This is a genomic window from Paenibacillus sp. FSL H8-0317 (assembly GCF_045040685.1).
Taxonomy (GTDB): domain Bacteria; phylum Bacillota; class Bacilli; order Paenibacillales; family Paenibacillaceae; genus Paenibacillus.
In genome coordinates, this window is the sequence record NZ_CP150294.1 from 1,417,526 (window position 1) to 1,435,245 (window position 17,720).

Sequence of the window (17,720 nt, forward strand, 5' to 3'; positions counted from 1 at the left end):
CAAAGGGAGGTCCTGTTTGCTGTCTCAGGGACACTTTAATCATCCAGAAGGCGTCCGTTGTCATGCCATTGACCGTACATTTTATTTTCCTTCGTGTTGGTTATGAATTTATCCAATCTGCTCTGGAATAATGCTGGCTGATCTTTAACACTTTGGATCGTATCAATCCGAACGTTTTGATACAGGGCAGGGAAGGCCAAGAAGTTCGCATACACCTGTTGGTCCTCTTTCAGCCTTTGTTCGATGACGGCATCGATGATGAAAGCAGTCGGGTCCATCACAGGAAGAACCCTTCTACCCTCGTCATGCATGAGGCCCAACTTTTCAAGACGACGGACACGTTCCTTGTTCAATTCAGTCCAAGAGCTTCGTTTGCTTCGAGGAGATAATCTCTGTGCTAATTGGGTCTCGGATATTTTCTTTTTGACACCATCGATCCAGCCGAAGCATAGCGACTCCTCAACCACATCCAAGTACAGCAGGGTATCAGAAGTTGGTTTCATGCTTACAATGACCCAGCAAGATTTCTCAACTTTTCCATGTGTCCGCAACCAATTTCTCAATTCATCCCTCGACGTCACGGGGATACAATGTACATTTTCCATTCGATTGTCAACTATACTTGAGCCGGTTCCTGATACCAAAAGAGTGAATAGTCATTCATGATGGAGGCATGCCCCAATTGACGCAGCATGGTAGAAATATTGCCTCGATGATAGGTTCCGTGGTTAACCACATGGATTACCATGTCCGATAAGCTGGTTTCGCGAACTCCTGCAAATGGATTCTCGAGTAGAATGGTTTGCTCCAGATCAGCTTGGCCTCGTAACCACTCACTGTATTGTGCCGACAGGTCGGTAAAACATTGGATGTACTCATCCACAGAACCGTGAATTTCACTATTGAGAGGTATGCATGCTTGCAGTGCCTCGGGCATACCTGTGCCGGTTAACACCAGGTACCACATCTTATCGACCGCATAGATATGGCTGAGTGCATGAGCGATGGTTGGAAACGAACTGTTCACTTCATGACTCAGGACAGAAGAGGGAAGTTCCTTGATTCTGCCCAGGATGGTTTGAGTGGCCCATGCGTGGTAGTTATACATTTGTTCCGGATAATTCATTGATGATCGTCTCCTTTAATTTGGCGATGGATTGGATGAACTTACTGAGATGATTATAAAAAAAGAAGTATGACAACAGCGTGTCATACTTCTTCATAGAGCTTAAGTGCGTTTCGAAGTTGTTCTTTCAGTATGCCTCGTAATTCAATCGGTTCAAGTACCTCAGCGCCACTACCCAAACTAAGTAGAAACGACCATAACCACTTGGCTTGTAACGGCAGATGAACCGAGATACGCATCGTCATACTTCCATCCTCGTGAAATTGCTTATCTGCCTGTTGAAAATGATCCATGGCTTCCGCGAGCGCTTCCGGGTTCACCCGGAATACCACATCACTTACCTGATCTTGCCATGACGGATCTGACACAACTGTCTCTTGGGGAAGCTCAAGGTGGGGTTGAAAGTGTTTCGATGTCAGTTGCACATTCATCATCCGGGACAGTCGGAACTCGCGATAATCCTGCCGTGTCTGGCAAAATCCATATACATACCAATTACGATATTTAAAATGAAGTCTTACCGGTTCCAGATGGCGTGGGGTATGTTCATTCTTAGTATTGATGTAGTCAAAACGGACAACCTGATGATCCGTAATACCTTTACGCAGATGAGGAAGGGCATCAGGTTCTGTTCGGCGAGTCTCCAGATCCACCGACAGACTTGAGGTTTGATGCTCCGGTCCAATCGTTTGCAGACGTTCAATCGTGCCTTGTGCACGTGCATCTTCGAATACTGTGGATAGACTGCTCAGGACCGTGATCAGGGAATTCACATCATAAGAACCGAGCAAGCTTTTATCCATCTTGTATCCGTCCATCATGCCGTAGCCGCCTTTGAGTCCCTGATGGGAGACGACCGGGAAGCCGGCGGCACAGATCACATCAATATCCCGATAGATCGTTCTTGGGGACACCTGAAACTCTTCTGCCAAGGTGGAAGCAGACAATACTTCGTGGTTCAGCAGTTTATATATGATTGAGATTAAGCGCTCCAATTTCAAAAGGTATCCCCGCCCGTTATTCCATTTTGTCATTACAGGCCATTATTATATCACGACACAGTGAACAAGATGGATGACTACAGAGGGTCATTATAATCTACTATGTTTTGTCCCAGCCTGAATGAACAAGGGATTGGTTGGGATGAAGCAACAAAAAAGAGTGCTGGATCGCACTCTTTACAAGGTACATTATTGTTGTGAAGAAGAACAGGTATCTTAGGTATCTTGGCAGTTCTGTTGAGCTTTTATTATGGGCATTTAGTCAGAGTAGGCTCTATTCCTCTTGCACGTTATAGAGAACCCGAGCGAGCAGATTCTGTCCATAGTTACCAAAGTTTTTGCCAAAGATCGTTAAACCGCGTTTGTTGAGAGGTCCATCGGTAACCGCAATACGGAAGTGAATATCGCTTTTGTAATCCAGCCCAATCTGGTCCAGCGTTACATCCGAGATACGACACCCATCAATATAGCTGCCTTCCTGCGTGATTCGGATCAGCTTCAGCATGCCGTACTGGTTCAAGTGGGGAGGCCACCATTCCGGGTTGAAGGTACCGCGTGTATTGCCAAAATCCCCTGGACTTGTCCAGCAGCCAATCTCAATCCCATTGACATAGAAGTAAATATCCGAAGGGTAATTGTCACAAAAGCCAGGGGCCTCTGATCCCAGTTCCATCGACAATTGAATTTCGCTAAAGGACTGATTGGGTTTGAGATAGTTTGGAATTCGATATTCCAGATAACCTTCAGCCAGCCAGATCATCTCCGCATCAATTCGCAGTGGATCAGCAAAGTAACGCGGATCATCGAACTCTCCAACAATGCTGTCCCGGGTAGCGAGACCACATGTAGGTGCAGCCTGATAATCGCTGTAATGACCGACCTGTATTTCCACTTCATAACGATTGTTAATCTCCTGTGAACGCAGATCAACCATCAATTTTTCCTCATTGAGATAACATATCTTCTGAATTCCATGTTTGCCAACAGCGGTGTTGATCTCGATCAATCCGCTCTCTTCAAGTTTCTTGATATGCATCGTAATGGCGCCATTGCTCAATCCCAGCTTGGTTGCGAGATCATTGAGATTAAGGCTTTGGTTCTTGGCCAGAAGCTCGATGATCTGAATCCGGATTTCCGAACTGAGCGCTTTGAAGATATTCACACCCGACATCAGATCTTTAATATAAATCATAGGTGGATTTCCTTTCCCCGTTCTGAACAAAGTCTTCGACACAGACATTTGCACATTTATATGTTTTATTTCAGATAATTATAAATCATTCCCTCATGGAAGGGAAGGGTGGAGAAATAGAAGCCAAAACCCTTGTGTATAGCGCAAATACGAAAATATAATCTATATTTTGTTCACTATTCCGGTTAAAATAAGTGTTAATCAGTTCACATATATTTGAAATATACCATTGAAATGTCATGTAACCGCTTTTATAATCCTATTATACCTAAATTGATTCATTACTTCATGAACCTAATTAACCATTTGATCAGGAAAGGTGGAGTTTGGTTTGGAAAAGTTAAGCAATGTGAAGAGGTTTAAGTGGAAACGGTTGACGTTACCGGCATTACTTGTGGTGGTATTACTGCTGGCAGGTCAGTCAAAAGCTTTGGCGGCGTTCTGGAATCTGACCGGAGATACCGCTGTTCATGATCCGTCGATTATCAAAGAGGGCAGTTCGTGGTACACCTTTTCAACGGGTCCGGGCATTCAAGTATTGAAATCCGATAATGGATCGTCCTGGTATCGTGTTCCACAAATCTTCTTAAGTAAGCCATCCTGGTGGGCTTCTGCCGTTCCGGGACAAAGCGGATTGGATGTATGGGCACCGGATGTAGAGCAGTATAACGGAAAAGTATGGCTCTATTATTCGATCTCCACCTTTGGCTCCAATCGGTCTGCGATTGGTCTTGCTTCTGCGAACAGCATTGGAGCAGGGCAATGGAAGGACGAAGGATTGGTGCTTCAAACCACGACCGCCAATAATTATAATGCTATTGATCCGAATCTGGTCATTGATGCTTCAGGTAATCCATGGCTGGCCTTTGGTTCTTTCTGGAGCGGTCTGAAGATTGTCAAGCTGGACAAAAATACGATGAAACCAACGGGAAGTATAACTTCCATTGCTGCGCGCCCGAATAACGGAGGTGCTATTGAGGGACCAAGTATTGTATATCGTGGTGGTTATTATTACCTGTTTGCTTCCATTGATTCTTGCTGCCAAGGGGTGAACAGTACCTACAAAATGGTCTATGGACGTTCGACCAGTATTACAGGCCCTTATGTGGATAAAAACGGAGTGAATATGCTGAATGGCGGCGGAACGGTACTCGATACCGGCAATGTGAAATGGAAAGGGCCAGGTGGTCAGGACGTGTATAACGGGAATGTCATTGCACGACACGCCTATGATGCAGAGGATAATGGCAATCCGAAATTGTTGATTAATGACTTGTTGTGGGACGCTAATGGATGGCCGAAGTATTGATTTGTTTTAGATAAATATAAAATGTTTTATAAAAGTGTTGACTAAAGTGATCTGGATTTGATAAATTAACAACAGAAATCTTATTTCATCCAATTGAATACGGTTACAAATCCAGATCAGGAGGGGTTCAGATGGTAAAGAAAAAAAATTGGGTCACATTTATGCTTCTTATGCTGGTAAGTGCACTGGTACTTGCGGGCTGCGGAGGAGGGAGCAACGGTGCAAGTGGGGACAAGGAGTTAACGTTTATGTTCCGCGGGGGCACAGATGAGCAGAAAGCATACCAGGCGGTAGTCAAGAAATTCGAAGAAGATCATCCGGGTGTGAAAGTCAAAATTATTGTAACGGCTGCAGATCAATATGCGACCAAGCTGAGAGCGGCAATTACAGGCAACAGCTTGCCTGACGTATTTTATTTTAACCCAGGCGATATTAAGGCCTATGTGAACAGCAATGTTCTCATGAATCTTACACCTTACATTGAAAATAATGCGGATGTTGATTTGAATAACATCTGGAAATATGGAGTGGATCTATACCGTTATGATGGCAAGATGGCAGGACAGGGTGATCTTTACGGCATGCCGAAGGACCTCGGGCCATTTGCACTAGGCTACAACAAGACTTTGTTTGAAAAAGAAGGCATTCCACTCCCTGACAAGGATAAACCATATACATGGGAAGAGTTCATTAAGGTGAATCAGCAAGCGACTAAGGATACCAACGGGGACGGTAAACCGGATGTATTCGGTACAGGTTTTAACGTACAGTGGGCACTGCAATCCTTTGTATGGAGCAATGGCGGGGACTGGCTGGATGACAGCAAAACGAAGGTAACCATTGATGATCCGAAATTCGCAGAAGCTCTGCAGTTCTTCGCGGATATGCAGAACGTATACAACATTACACCTTCCATTGAGGAAGCGCAAACATTGGATACGTACCAACGCTGGATGAAAGGTGAAATGGCCTTCTTCCCTGTAGGTCCTTGGGATATGAGTACATTCGAGAAATTGCCTTTTGAGTATGATTTGTTACCTTTCCCTGCGGGATCGACTGGCAAGTCGGCTACGTGGATTGGTTCCCTGGGAATCGGGGTATCTGCTAAATCGAAACATCCGGAAGAAGCGGCAGCATTGGTGAACTACCTAACCGCTTCGAAAGAAAGTATGCAGCAACTGGTAGATGCCAAGGTACAGATTCCGAATCTGCTTGATATGGCAGACGAGTGGGCCAAAGATACATCCACGAAACCATCCAACAAGCAGGAATTCATTGATATCGTAGAGGATTACGGACGTTCTTTGCCAGGTAACTACACGTACAATGCGGAATGGTATGACCTCTTCTTCACAGACATCCAGCCGGTTTTGGATGGCAAGATTACAGCCGCAGATTATGTGAAGCAACAACAGCCCAAAATGCAGAAGCTGCTCGACAAAGCGGTTGAACAGGAACAGAAATCTCAGAAATAGTAGATAGGAAAGGGTGATGCCGGCAGCCTGCAATCATGCTGCTGGCATCATTCGTATTGGGTATTATTGGATTCCATACGGGCATGTGGCATTCGTTGATCGGCAAGGTTCAATCGAAGAATGCCACATGCTGATACTAGAAACAGGGGTGAACGCCGTGATTACGAAATCGAGTTTGTATCGCAAAGAGATGCTGTACGGATATCTGTTTATCTTACCTCCGATTCTTGGGTTGCTGATCTTTGTCATGTTCCCATTCCTCTACTCCCTCTATGGTTCCTTTACCGACTGGGATGGACTGGGACAGATGAACTTTATCGGATTGGCCAACTTCAAGGACTTGCTAACGGATGACTTATTTTACAAAGCGATGTTTAATACATTCTTCCTGATGCTCGGGATCCCGATTGGCCTTTTGCTGGCCTTGTTGCTGGCTATGGGTTTGAATCGTAAAATTCCCGGGACTACGACCTTCCGTGTCATTTATTATATTCCGGTCATCTCCTCCCTGGCTGCGGTGTCCATCATGTGGAACTGGGCGTATAACGGGGATTACGGTCTGGTGAACCAGTTCCTCGGCCTGTTTGGCATTGAGGGTCCCAACTGGCTCGCGAACAAAGACACAGTCAAACCAGCACTGATTATTATGACGGTATGGAAAGGTTTGGGGTACACCATGTTATTGTACCTGGCAGCGCTGCAAAGTGTATCACGTACATATTATGAGGCGGCTGAACTGGATGGAGCCAATGGGTTCCAGATTTTCCGCAATATCACCTGGCCGATGGTGAAGCCTGTTACCTTTTTCCTCGTCGTTACGAATATCATTGGCGGTTCCCAGATCTTTACCGAGATGAACATTATGACGCCTACAGGTGGTCCTGAATATTCATCCGCTTCGATTGTCTTCTACATTTGGCAGAAAGCCTTCAGTAACCTTCAGATGGGTTATGCGTCAGCCATGGCTATGATTCTTGGTATTTTCATTTTTGTCATTACCTTGGTGCAATTCAAAATGAACGAAAAATCAGCCTATGATGGGGATTAATTGTCAAGGGAAGGAGTGAATCGGAGATGTCTTACAGTCAAAAAAGGAATTTAACGAACACGATCATTTTTATCGTACTCGCGATCGGTGCTATTGCGATGGTTGCACCACTGATCTGGATGCTATCCACTTCATTGAAGGAGAAGCAGGATGTATTCGCGCTTCCACCAGTGTGGATACCTGAAGTATTTCAATTTGGAAAGTATAAGGAAATCTGGGAAGCAGGCCCGTTGCTAAGCGGGATCAAAAACAGCCTCATTATCGCGGTAAGTGTAACGATCGTCGGTACGTTTACATCCAGTATCGCTGCGTTTGCTTTTGCCAAATTGAGATTTCCACATAAAAACAAACTGTTTCTTGCTTTGCTTGCTTCCATGATGATTCCATATCCAACAGTCATGATTCCACAATTCATGATGTTCTCTAAGCTTGGCTGGACTGATACATTATTGCCGCTTATTGTACCGGGGTTGTTCGGTAATGTGATTATGATCTTCTTCCTCCGGCAATATCTGCTTAGTGTGCCAGATGCCATTATTGAAGCAGCCAAAATTGATGGAAGTTCCTATTTCCGGCTCTATTCCAGTATCACATTCCCATTGATTAAACCTGCCGTTGCTGCACAGTTAATTCTCTGGTTCATGGGGATCTGGAACGATTATCTCGCACCGATTATCTATCTGAATTCACCGGAGAAGCAGACGCTGCAGCTGGTTATAGCGAACTTCAATGCCACGTATGCAATCCAGACGGATTATCCACTTATTATGGCAGCGTCGATTGTGGCTCTGTTACCGGTTTTAATCATCTTCTTGATCTTCCAGAAACAGATTATTGAATCGGTTGCCATTTCGGGAGTGAAGGGATGAATCAGCGGAAGAGATTCCGAGGGTGGACATTTTCGAAGAGAGGGGTTGTTGCTTCCATGTTGCTGTTGTTGATTACTGGGGCTACGGGTTGTGATGGAGAAGGGGCAGAAGAAACGGTGTCCCGGCCGGTCTTTCCTGAAGCTCCCCAAGATACTCAGCTGTATGACACTTCCATACTGGATGATGAATCCCGTTGGACGGTCAACAATGCGCATGATCCGGCCATTATCAAAACCGATCAGGGATACTACGTCTATTCCACAGACGTTCGTGTAGCAGGAGAAGCGAAACCCGGCGTTATGGTACGCAAATCGGATGATCTGATCCACTGGAAGTGGGTAGGTCAAGCTCTGCCCGGGATTCCGCAAGAAGCGCTGGACTGGACAGGTGCGGTCAATCTGTGGGCACCGGATGTAATTCAGGCTGGTGATACCTATCGGATGTATTATTCGGCTTCTTCTTTTGGCAGCACCCAGTCGGCTATTGGTCTTCAGACATCCTCATCTCCTGAAGGTCCTTGGACAGATGAAGGACTGGTTGTGAAAACCTCTGCGAATGAACAGGACAAATTAAATGCCATTGATGCCAATCCTATTGTGGATGCTGAGGGCAATTCGTGGATGGTATATGGTTCATTCTTTGACGGCATCTACATTGCGCCACTTGATCCCGACACCGGGAAATTCAAGGACGAGGGTTATGGTACTCGCATTGCTGCTCGGGATCGTGCTACCGAAGAAGGTGCAGTCGAAGGTCCATACATTGTGTATAACCAGGAGTTCAAAAAGTATTATCTGTTCGTCTCCTATGATTCTTTATTCGAGGACTATAACGTGCGGGTTGCGCGTGCTGATTCAATCACAGGACCGTACACGGACATAAACGGCAATAACATGCTGGATACAGAGTATCTGCCGCAATATGAGATCGGCACCAAAATTCTCGGCGGTTATCGCTTCACAGAAGGCGAGGGCTGGGTTGCGCCCGGACATAACTCCGTTCTGAAGGACAGAGACGATTATTACATCGTGCATCATGCACGGGGTGAGACGGATAAAAACTGGCCCTATCTGCATGTACGCAAAATGTTATGGACCAAGGACGGCTGGCCTGTCGTTTCACCGGAGCGTTACGCCGGTGAGACTGTACAGGACATTCCGAAGTCCATGATTGCCGGGGAGTGGGAAGGCATGGCACTTGATCCGTCCGTGGACGGGCAGATTCAAGCCGTGCCTTATACCCTAACAAGCAACGGTAAGATTAAAAGCGAAAAGGGTTCAGGAACCTGGACATTTGATGGTAAACAAACACTGACGTTGAAGTGGAAAGAAAGCCCATGGGGCGGAGCTTCCACGGAAGAGTTGCGACTGCTCCCGTCCTGGGACTGGGAGCGAAGCCAGCCCGCGCTGGTGGTGACAGGCCTCAATGACCACGGCATCGCGGTCTGGGGCAAGCAGATCAGCGCAGCGGAGGAATAAGGGGCGTGCGGCGAGCGCGAAAAGAGCGAGCTGCTGCGCCAAGGTTAGTGAGGGGGAGGAAGGAGCCGCAGGAGCGAGTTTGGCATCCGATTTCAACCGCCAAGAGCGGTTGAAAGAGAAATCGGAGGACAAGAGAGCGCCAAGGCCCTACCACCCCCGAACGTCCGCTGTGTATCCAAGCTGTCCTATTAAGCTGCGCTAACGCAGATAGACACCCAAGATTCATCTGTGCTGGCCTATGTCTGATGCCAATCATGCTCTAAATACGGGGAGAGTTGACCCTGCGAAGCGGTCAACCCCATAAGACTGAGCCACAATAAAAGGCTCGAAGTGAGGTTGTAACCCAGCGAGCGCGGTAAGAGCGAGCTGCTGCGCCAAGGGTGTACAAGCAGTGAGGGGAGGAAGGAGCCGCAGGAGCGAGTTTGGCATCCGATTTCAACCGCCAGGAGCGGTGGGAAAAAGAAATCGGAGGACAAGAGAGCACCAAGGCCCTACCACCCCCAAGCGTCCGCTGTGCATGACAAAGTTGGCCTATGTCTGAGGCCAATCATGCTCTAAATACGGGGAGAGTTGACCCTGCGAAGCGGTCGACCCCATAAGATCGAGCCAACAAAAAAGGCTCGAAGTGAGGTTGTAACCCAGCGAGCGCGGTAAGAGCGAGCTGCCGCTCTGATGGTGCACAAGCAGTGAGGGGGAGGAAGGAGCCGCAGGAGCGAGTTTGTCCTCCGATTTCAACCGCCAGGAGCGGTGGGAAAAAGAAATCGGAGGACAAGAGAGCACCAAGGCCCTGCCACCCCCGAACGTCCGCTGTGCACCACCCAAAAGGGTTTTCGTTTTTTTCGCAATTGGGTTACATCCCCCAACTTCGAGCCAAACAACATTTGAAAGGGGAGCATTCCCATGACTGATTCCATTACCTTTACTAATCCCATCCTGGAGCAGCGCGCTGATCCGTGGGTTTACCGCCATACAGACGGTTACTATTATTTCTCCGCTTCCGTACCAGCCTTTGACCGGATTGAGATCCGGCGAGCAGAGACGTTGGAAGAGTTAAGAAATGCTGAGCCGGTAACGGCTTGGACCAAGCGTGACACGGGGCCAATGAGTGCCAACATCTGGGCACCGGAGATTCATTTTATCGATGGCAAATGGTACATACACTATGCTGCGGCTCACACCAGTGAGACCAACGAAGGTCTGTTCGATCATCGGATGTATGTTCTGGAGAACGATTCCGCGAATCCACTCGAAGGAGAGTGGGTAGAAAAGGGACAGATACACACACGGTGGGAATCATTTGCGCTGGATGCAACAACCTTTGAACATAAGGGTATCCGCTATCTGGTCTGGGCACAGAAAGATCCTGAGATTGTGGGCAACTCGAACCTGTACATTGCCGAAATGGAAAACCCGTGGACGCTACGCGGCGAACAGGTCATGATCTCTACGCCAGAGTACGATTGGGAGATCATCGGCTTTAAAGTCAATGAAGGAGCAGCCGTGATGCATCGGAATGGACGGTTGTTTATCGGCTACTCGGCAAGCGCGACCGATTACAATTATTGTATGGGTCTGCTCACCGCAGATGAAAATGCCGACTTGCTTGATCCGGCCAGCTGGGTGAAATCACCCGAGCCGGTGTTCCAGACTTGTGAAGCGAACGGCCAATACGGTCCGGGCCATAATAGCTTTACCGTGTCGCCGGATGGCAAGACCGATATTCTGATTTATCATGCGCGTAATTACAAAGACATCGAGGGTGATCCCTTGTATGATCCAAACCGTCACGCCCGTGCTCAAGTGATTCATTGGCGTGAAGATGGCACACCTGATTTCGGTGTTCCGGTTCCAGATGGAAAAGCAGTAGTAGAAGCAAAATAAGAGGTAGTGAAACCTTTCATACGAGAGTCCTTAGTTAGCGAGTGATGCTGATTAAGGGCTCTTCCGTATGTGAACGATAAGATAGAGCGGTCTGAACATATGTGTCTGGACATAAAAACAAAGCAACCACAACGATGATTTCTGCGTATGAGAAAGATACAGATTACGATGCAGAACCTATTAGGAGGATCACATATGGATTCACGCGAGACATTGGACAAGGAACTTGAACAGATTTTGAAATGGGAGAAACAACAGAAAGACTTGTTTATTTGGGATAAACTCGGGCGTTTGCCCTTTGCGATGTTGGATAAAGTGATGCCTAAAGCGCTGAAACAAAAAATCGGAGATTCCCTGAACGACGTGGGTCAGTATGTGCAGAATGGAGGCAAGTTCCTCGTACAGAAGAAAAAAGTAGCCAAGCTGCTGCAAGAGGAAGCCGAGAGGTCCGGTTATTCCATGATGGATACGACCTATCGTCTGGAGCAGGATGCTGAAGCGGAGGGGACAGCCAAGATTCATAGTGTAGAGAATCTGCCACTTCAGGTGCTGGACCAGGTGGCCGATAACATTACTGACAGTCGAACGAAGTTTGCCGCGGCTCAGGGAGCAGCTACAGGCTTTGGTGGCATTGTAACCATTGCAGCAGATATTCCGATGGTGATGGGGCTTTCCTTGAAGGTACTGCAAGAGATGGCTCTATGTTACGGTTATGATCCGGATGAACCGCTGGAGCGCATCTTTATTGTCAAATGTCTGCAATTCTCTTCCGCAGATATTGTAGGCAAGAAAGCGATCATTGAAGAACTGGCCGCTTATGATGATCCCGACAAACCCATTGAAGTAGTATCGCAGATGCAGGGGTGGCGGGAAGTGTTTAACTCCTACAGTGAATCTTTTGGCTGGAAGAAGCTGTTCCAACTCGTGCCGATTGCTGGCATGGTGTTTGGTTCCGTGAGCAACAAAAATACAATTCGAGATGTAGCCGAAGCAGGCAAAATGTTGTACAAAAAACGGCTGATCCTTCAGCGGTTAAAGTAATATTACAGAAGAAGTAATACTAGAGCAGAACATTTATATTGAAAGAGTTGAATTTGATATGTTAAACAAACAGGGTTTCTATGATCTTTTGGATCGCAATAATATCGTTTACGAAAGTTTTGAACATCCCGCAGTATACACGATGGAGGAAATATTCTCTTGTCAGATTCCACATACAGAACGTATCGTTAAAAATCTGTTTCTGCGTGATGACAAGAAGCGCAACTATTATCTGGTGACAATTGCTGGTACGAAGTCCGTTGATTTGAGAAGTTTAAGCGAAAAGATACCGAGCCGCAAATTAAGTTTTGCCAGTGAAAAGGATTTGTTGGAATTCCTCGGATTGGAAAAGGGCCATGTAAATCCAATGGGGGTTCTCAATAATATTCAGAAAAACGTGACCGTAGTTTTTGACAAGGATCTAGTTGGTCAGAAAATTGGAATTCATCCCATGGAAAATACGGCGACGGTATTCATTGAATTAGAAGATGTGAAGGAACTGATTACAGCTCATGGTAGCAGCGTTGTCATGTGTGACGTTGAATAATACGTTTGAAGCTAAATACGAGAAAAACAAATATAACAAAAAGGTTCCTGCCGTTCTGTATATACAGAGATGGCGGGAACCTTTTTCTTGCGATTCAAACATTTATTTAGACTGCAGATGTAGGTTACTCTTCACTACCATTTTCTTTCGCCCAGATATTCAGTAATTTATCGGATGGAAGCAGGAAAGTGAAGATCCCGAGCAGGGGCAGGAAGCTGCACATCTGCATTACCGGTGATACACCGAAAACGTCAATCCAGTTACCCAGCACGAGTGCGCCCAGGCCGCCCATACCAAATGCCAGACCAGTAATTAGACCGGAAACCGTTCCGATTTTGCCCGGAATCAGCATTTGTGCATATACAACCGTAACCGAGAAGCTGGATAACATGATAAAACCAATAATGGTTAGCAGTACGCCTGTCCAGAACAGATTCGCATAAGGTAACAACAGAGCAAGTGGAGCAGCTCCGGCCATGGACAGGAAGATCAGATTACGTTTGCCGAATCGATCCGCCAGTGGGCCTCCGAAGAACGTACCAAGCGCCCCGGCAGCCAGGAACAGGAAGATATAGATCTGCGCGTCCTCTGTGGACAATCCAAAGGTATCTTTCAGATTAAACGCATAGAAGCTGCCGATGGAAGCGATATACCAGGAACGAACAAAGACGAGCAAAATTAATAGCGTAATGGCGGCAGTAATCTTTTTGCGTAAAGCAGGATTGGGTGCACGACGAGCAGCAGCCTGTCTACGCAGGTATCCTCCCGATTGCAGCATGCGTCCATACCAACGGGCGATGTAGATCTGAACTGCAATCCCCATGGCAGCAATGCCTGTAAATCCAATGGCACCGAACAGTCCAAACGGGATAAAGATCCAACGTGTAAGCAATGGGGCAAGGGATTGCCCAGCGTTACCACCGACTTGGAAGATGGACTGTGCCAGTCCACGGCGTTGCCCGGCAGCCATGTGTGATACACGCGAACCTTCCGGATGGAAAGCAGCGGAACCCAGACCGACAAAGATAACGGAAATCAGGACAGCCATATAACTGTCAGCGAAGGCCAACAGCAACATGCCGGTAAATGTAAAACCCATGCCAATGGGCAGGATAGATGGTGTCGGTTTTTTATCAGCAAACCAGCCTACGACAGGCTGCATAATGGAAGCGGTAAAGTTGATAGCAAATGAGATCCATCCGATTTGAGTATACGTGAGATGCATAGAGTCTTTCAGAATCGGAAAAATGGCGGGAATGACCGACTGGATTGAATCATTGAACAGATGAACCAGACTGATCGCAATGAGTATCCGGTATACGGTGCTTTGGGCATCCAATCCGGGTGGGTTTTTCGAACGTGCTGTGGCGTCCTTGGTTAATGAGGTTTGTGTAGACATGTACAATTCTCCTTTGGTCGCGGTCACGAGGGATCAGCGCCTGATGTTGTAATATATGCGTGTAAGCATATTGTTACATAATAGGATAGATTGATTGGACCGACAAGGGGAACAAGAGAAAACGTTGACGAATTCAATAGATGTTTTTTTATAGCCATTACATTTACAAAAGAAACGTATTACTTTAGCATCTACTGTAAGAAGATCCATATTTATGTGTAAGAAGCATAGAGGAGGGATGGATATGAAATCCTTATCACCTTATGAATCCGCCAAACGTGAGTTGGTGATGACTATTTTGTATATGGCTGTAATAACGTTTCTGGCTGTCTATGTTGCACCGAAATCTCTATCTGCTTCCATCGTCATATTTATCATTTTTCAATCAATTGGTGTGCTGATGTTGAGACATTACGTCAAAAAAGTCAAAGCACTAAAGGAAGATCAATCTACTTGAATGCGCTGCGATCTCATTCCGTTGAGACACTTAAGTTTCATACAGGTGTATGCTAACCAAAGAAAAAGCCGAACTTCTTCAGTTTTGAAGAGTTCGGCTTTTCTGTGTCCTATAATTTATTTAAGTTATAGCAGAGTTGATTTACCCGCCAGTTTAACGATTATCAATCGTCTCCGGATACATATCATGATTCATCATGCGGTGGTCAGCCATCTGCTCGTACTTTGTTCCCGGCTTACCGTAGTTCGTATACGGGTCAATGGAAATACCGCCGCGCGGTGTGAATTTGCCCCATACTTCGATGTAACGCGGGTCCATCAGCTTGATCAGGTCGTTCATGATGATGTTCACACAGTCCTCGTGGAAATCACCATGGTTACGAAAGCTGAACAGGTACAGCTTGAGTGATTTACTCTCGACCATTTTCACATCGGGAATGTAGCTGATATAGATCGTTGCAAAATCCGGCTGACCCGTAATCGGGCACAGGCTGGTGAACTCCGGGCAGTTGAATTTTACAAAATAATCGCGGTACGGATGTTTGTTATCAAAGCTCTCCAGGATGCCCGGATCATATTCAAACGTATATTTTACGTTCTGGTTACCCAGCAACGTCACATCTTGCATCTCATCAGGTTGTCTCATCGGTTATTAAACGCTCCTTGTTTCCGTCAAAGCCCGAAGCCTCGCGGTATATATGAATAGGCATTTTTGCCTGTTGAATTCTCTTTTTTGTCTGAGGACATTTCGTCCTCATCCTTACATCATGCCGCCCATTCCACCCATACTGCCCATCACACGCCGCGTTTGTTGCCCCATACCAGCGTATGAAGCTGTGGAAGCACACGAACATCATTCAGGTCATCGGAGGCGCTGACTTGGTCGATCAGCCACTCATAACGAGCAAGCAGTGAGGACGCCAGATCTGGCGTTTCAGCGGAAGTCACATCCGGGTTCCCGGTTTGTAAAAATAAATCCGTGCCCGGATACCGTGCATGTACACGGCGGGCATAGTCCAAGTCTGTCTCATCGAAGATCACGATCTTCAGACTGTGACTTCGTTCTACCGGACCAGCTGCCAGCCGTCCGATCAGATCATCCAGCACGGCCCAATCGGTGTCCATGCCGGAGCTGGGTGGCTTGGGCGAGACGGTGACTTCGTCAATGTCCGCCAGCCAAGGCTGCCAGCGAGAGCCCTGTGTCTCCACCGCGGTGCGGATGCCGTTCTCCCGCAGCAGGGCAACCAATCCGCCCAGCGAAGCGAGCAGGGCGGGATTACCGCCGGAGATGGTGACATGGGAGAAACGGGTGCCGCCAACGCGGCGCAATTCTTCCCATACGTCCTCTGGCGTAATCATTCGAATCTGGTCCTTGCCACTGCCGTCCCAGGTAAAGGCTGAGTCGCACCAGGAGCAGCGATAATCGCAGCCCGCGGTGCGAACAAACATCGTTTTTTGCCCGATGACCATGCCTTCGCCTTGAACCGTCGGTCCAAAAATCTCCATCACGGGAATACGAGCCTCTTTGCGAGATCCCGTCTCATTCACCGTATGCTTCTGGTGTGTCACACTACTCATGGATCATCCACTCCCGTCTCGCTTCCGCGTAACTGGTGGGTGTCTCGAAAAGTCGGACAAACTCCGTCCGCCCACCATCGGTCAGCCCGGCGTATGGTTCCGTCTGGAGCGCATGTTCCATTTGTTCGAACAGCCAAACGACCATATTTTCAGCCGTGGTATTCATTAAAGGAAGTGTCTCGTTGAGGTATTGATGATCCAGATATCCCTCAATCTGAGTTTTCCATATATCTTTGATATGTCCAAAATCAACCGTCAGCCCGGTTTCACCCGGATAACCGCTGATACCAAAAATAACTTTATACGTATGACCGTGCAGGTTCTTGCACTTGCCTTCATAACAATGCAGATGATGTGCTGCGTCAAAGGTGAATTCTTTGCTTACAAGCACACGTTTGCGGTGATAGCGCAGCTGGGTGGGCAGAATATCTTCTCCGATGCGTTGCAGATGCTCTACAATACGGAATGTTCCCGGCTCTCTCATCGTACATCCACTCCCGCCGATTCAGCAGTAGTACGTTGCTGTACATAGCGATCCAGTCCAGCTTTGCGCAGTTTGCAGGCAGGGCATTCTCCGCAGCCATCGCCGATCACGCCGTTATAACAGGTGAGGGTACGCTCGCGTACATAATCAAAGGCGCCGAGATCATCGGCCATCTTCCACGTTTGGGCTTTGTCCAGCCACATGAGCGGGGTGTGAATGACAAATGGATAGTCCATCGACAGGTTAAGCGTCACATTCATCGACTTTACAAATGAATCCCGGCAATCCGGGTATCCGCTGAAATCCGTCTCGCATACACCTGTAACCAGGTGACGAGCTCCTTTTTGCTTGGCCATAATGGCCGCAAAACTGAGGAATAACAGATTCCGTCCATCTACAAATGTACTCGGCAGTTCGCCTTCTTCATGGGTAATCTCCACATCCGTGCGAGTAAGCGCGTTGGGTGCAAGCTGATTTAACAGCCTCATATCAAGTACCGTTTGCTGTACGCCCAGATCACGAGCGATCTCGGCTGCACATTCAATCTCCAGCTTGTGGCGTTGACCGTAATCAAACGTAACAACCTCGACTTCGGCAAACTGTTGTTTGGCCCAGAACAGACACGTGGTACTATCCTGACCTCCGCTGAATACAACGACTGCTTTTTCTTCGTTCAACATAAAAAAACCTCTCTATCTTCTTGAGATCAAACCATGCACATAGGCATAGAGTGTCGGAAGAACAGAGAAGTTCATGAACTGGCATCCATCAAAAAACACACCTTCTCGATAACCGCTTCAAAAAAGCAGGCAAGAGTAAGTGTCCTTAGTTTTTTA

Annotated in this window: 18 protein-coding genes; 9 read left to right on the plus strand and 9 right to left on the minus strand. The window is 47.2% G+C overall.

The features are described from left to right. Positions 1-35: 35 nt before the first annotated feature. The 4 genes from MHB43_RS06345 to MHB43_RS06360 all read right to left on the minus strand — a co-directional run bounded on the left by MHB43_RS06345 (position 36) and on the right by MHB43_RS06360 (position 3,319). Positions 36-605 carry a YdeI family protein gene (locus MHB43_RS06345; RefSeq protein WP_405131576.1) on the minus strand — a complete coding sequence of 190 codons (570 nt, stop codon included), beginning with the start codon at positions 603-605 and terminating at the stop codon, positions 36-38. Between the two features lie 11 nt (positions 606-616). Then, entirely contained in the window at positions 617-1,126 is a 510-nt protein-coding gene (locus MHB43_RS06350; RefSeq protein ID WP_405131577.1) for a DinB family protein, read from the minus strand. Between the two features lie 83 nt (positions 1,127-1,209). Then, a complete protein-coding gene (locus tag MHB43_RS06355; protein WP_405131578.1) occupies positions 1,210-2,127 on the minus strand; it encodes a helix-turn-helix transcriptional regulator in 918 nt (305 codons plus the stop codon). A gap of 274 nt (positions 2,128-2,401) precedes the next feature. Then, a complete protein-coding gene (locus tag MHB43_RS06360; protein ID WP_017690213.1) occupies positions 2,402-3,319 on the minus strand; it encodes a transcriptional regulator in 918 nt (305 codons plus the stop codon). A gap of 373 nt (positions 3,320-3,692) precedes the next feature. Here MHB43_RS06360 and MHB43_RS06365 point away from each other — a divergent pair, with 373 nt between their 5' ends. From MHB43_RS06365 to MHB43_RS06400, 8 genes are all read left to right on the plus strand, one after another. Beyond that, positions 3,693-4,628, plus strand: a complete 936-nt coding sequence (locus MHB43_RS06365; RefSeq protein WP_397376241.1) for a glycoside hydrolase family 43 protein — start codon at positions 3,693-3,695, stop codon at positions 4,626-4,628. A 131-nt stretch (positions 4,629-4,759) separates the two neighbouring features. Further along, positions 4,760-6,103: a sugar ABC transporter substrate-binding protein gene (locus MHB43_RS06370; protein ID WP_221819057.1), complete on the plus strand. Its 1,344-nt coding sequence runs from the start codon at positions 4,760-4,762 to the stop codon at positions 6,101-6,103. A 157-nt stretch (positions 6,104-6,260) separates the two neighbouring features. After that, positions 6,261-7,151: a carbohydrate ABC transporter permease gene (locus MHB43_RS06375; RefSeq protein WP_124117107.1), complete on the plus strand. Its 891-nt coding sequence runs from the start codon at positions 6,261-6,263 to the stop codon at positions 7,149-7,151. A gap of 26 nt (positions 7,152-7,177) precedes the next feature. Then, entirely contained in the window at positions 7,178-8,020 is an 843-nt protein-coding gene (locus MHB43_RS06380; protein WP_221819058.1) for a carbohydrate ABC transporter permease, read from the plus strand. Positions 8,021-8,076: 56 nt separating this feature from the next. Further along, positions 8,077-9,498, plus strand: a complete 1,422-nt coding sequence (locus MHB43_RS06385) for an arabinan endo-1,5-alpha-L-arabinosidase (RefSeq protein ID WP_339185356.1) — start codon at positions 8,077-8,079, stop codon at positions 9,496-9,498. Positions 9,499-10,398: 900 nt separating this feature from the next. Further along, positions 10,399-11,379, plus strand: a complete 981-nt coding sequence (locus MHB43_RS06390) for a family 43 glycosylhydrolase (RefSeq protein WP_405131579.1) — start codon at positions 10,399-10,401, stop codon at positions 11,377-11,379. 195 nt (positions 11,380-11,574) lie between these two features. Next, on the plus strand, positions 11,575-12,420 hold the full coding sequence (locus MHB43_RS06395; RefSeq protein ID WP_237176646.1) for an EcsC family protein: 846 nt from the start codon (positions 11,575-11,577) through the stop codon (positions 12,418-12,420). 58 nt (positions 12,421-12,478) lie between these two features. After that, positions 12,479-12,967 carry a prolyl-tRNA synthetase associated domain-containing protein gene (locus tag MHB43_RS06400; protein WP_405131580.1) on the plus strand — a complete coding sequence of 163 codons (489 nt, stop codon included), beginning with the start codon at positions 12,479-12,481 and terminating at the stop codon, positions 12,965-12,967. A 124-nt stretch (positions 12,968-13,091) separates the two neighbouring features. On the opposite strand, the gene MHB43_RS06405 is transcribed toward MHB43_RS06400, so the two are convergent. Further along, positions 13,092-14,366 (minus strand): MFS transporter, encoded by a 1,275-nt coding sequence (locus tag MHB43_RS06405; RefSeq protein ID WP_076319042.1) that lies wholly within the window; start codon positions 14,364-14,366, stop codon positions 13,092-13,094. A 244-nt stretch (positions 14,367-14,610) separates the two neighbouring features. Here MHB43_RS06405 and MHB43_RS06410 point away from each other — a divergent pair, with 244 nt between their 5' ends. Further along, positions 14,611-14,823: a hypothetical protein gene (locus MHB43_RS06410; protein ID WP_221819062.1), complete on the plus strand. Its 213-nt coding sequence runs from the start codon at positions 14,611-14,613 to the stop codon at positions 14,821-14,823. Positions 14,824-14,976: 153 nt separating this feature from the next. Here MHB43_RS06410 and queF read toward each other — a convergent pair whose 3' ends face one another. From queF to queC, 4 genes are all read right to left on the minus strand, one after another. Next, entirely contained in the window at positions 14,977-15,468 is a 492-nt protein-coding gene (gene queF / locus MHB43_RS06415; RefSeq protein WP_076319044.1) for a preQ(1) synthase, read from the minus strand. A gap of 149 nt (positions 15,469-15,617) precedes the next feature. After that, the gene (gene queE / locus MHB43_RS06420; RefSeq protein ID WP_221819063.1) at positions 15,618-16,400 is read right to left on the minus strand and encodes a 7-carboxy-7-deazaguanine synthase QueE; all 783 of its coding nucleotides are present in this window, start codon (positions 16,398-16,400) and stop codon (positions 15,618-15,620) included. Then, on the minus strand, positions 16,393-16,884 hold the full coding sequence (gene queD, locus MHB43_RS06425) for a 6-carboxytetrahydropterin synthase QueD (protein WP_100530025.1): 492 nt from the start codon (positions 16,882-16,884) through the stop codon (positions 16,393-16,395). Before queD ends, queE begins: the two co-directional genes overlap by 8 nt. Continuing rightward, the gene (gene queC, locus MHB43_RS06430) at positions 16,881-17,561 is read right to left on the minus strand and encodes a 7-cyano-7-deazaguanine synthase QueC (RefSeq protein ID WP_221819320.1); all 681 of its coding nucleotides are present in this window, start codon (positions 17,559-17,561) and stop codon (positions 16,881-16,883) included. The genes queD and queC overlap by 4 nt, the downstream gene beginning before the upstream one ends. Positions 17,562-17,720: the final 159 nt, after the last annotated feature.